The following is a 957-nucleotide window of genomic DNA, read 5'->3' as shown; positions in this document are numbered from 1 at the left end:
CTGTTCGAGGCGCTCCAGCAGGCGGCGGCGGATATTCCGCCTCCCGCCTCGCGGGGGCGGTCATGATCACGGATGGCGAGGACCATGACGTTCCGGCCAGCGTGCCCGACATGCTCGCCCCCGATGACGGGCACGGTCACCGCACCACCCTGCCGCTGCATGTACTGCTGACCGGCCGGGGGGAGGAAACGGACCGCCACCTGCGCGTGCTTCAGGCCCCGCCATTCGCCATCGTGGGCAAGGATGTGACCATCCGCGTGGAGATTGACGACCAGGGCGCGCCCCCCATCCCCGGCGCGACCACGCAGCTTACCCTTACGCTGGGCGATGGCACGACCTTCTCCCGCCCGGTCCGGATCGGCCAGCCGCAGGACATTACCCTGCCCGTCACCCGTCCGGGTGAAATGCTGGTGGGCCTTTCCGCCCCGGAACTGCCGGGGGAAGTCTCGACGCGCAACAACCATGATGTCATCCGCATCAACGGCGTGCGCGACCGGCTGCGCGTCCTGCTGGTGTCCGGCACGCCAAACCAGGGCGAGCGCGTGTGGCGGCGACTGCTGAAGGCCGACCCATCGGTCGATCTGGTGCATTTCACCATCCTGCGGCCACCCGACCGCGATGACGGCACGCCGCTGTCCGATCTCGCGCTGATCGCCTTTCCGGTGAATGAACTGTTCCAGCAGAAGATCGGGCAGTTCGACCTCATCATTCTGGACGGGTTCGAGAACCGGGGCATCCTGCCGGAATCCTATCTGCGCAACATCGTAAACCATATCCGCGCGGGCGGCGGGCTGCTGCTGATCGGCGGGCCGGAATTCCTCACCCCCGGCTCGCTTCAGGATACGCCGCTCTCCGATGTTCTTCCCGCCCATGTCGCAACGGACGGGGGCATGGCCGTGCGCCGCTTCCGCCCCGACCTGACCGAAACCGGGCAGCGCCACCCCGTCACCTCCGGCC

At 67.9% G+C, this 957-nt stretch carries 1 pseudogene; it reads left to right on the top strand.

What is annotated here, in order from left to right:
• A pseudogene (locus JCM25156_RS26060) lies at positions 1-957 on the top strand (VWA domain-containing protein); the annotation flags it as partial.

This window comes from Komagataeibacter kakiaceti JCM 25156, from assembly GCF_000613305.1.
The sequence above is the reverse complement of the archived record's forward strand: the minus strand, read 5'-3'. Positions and strand labels throughout refer to the sequence as shown.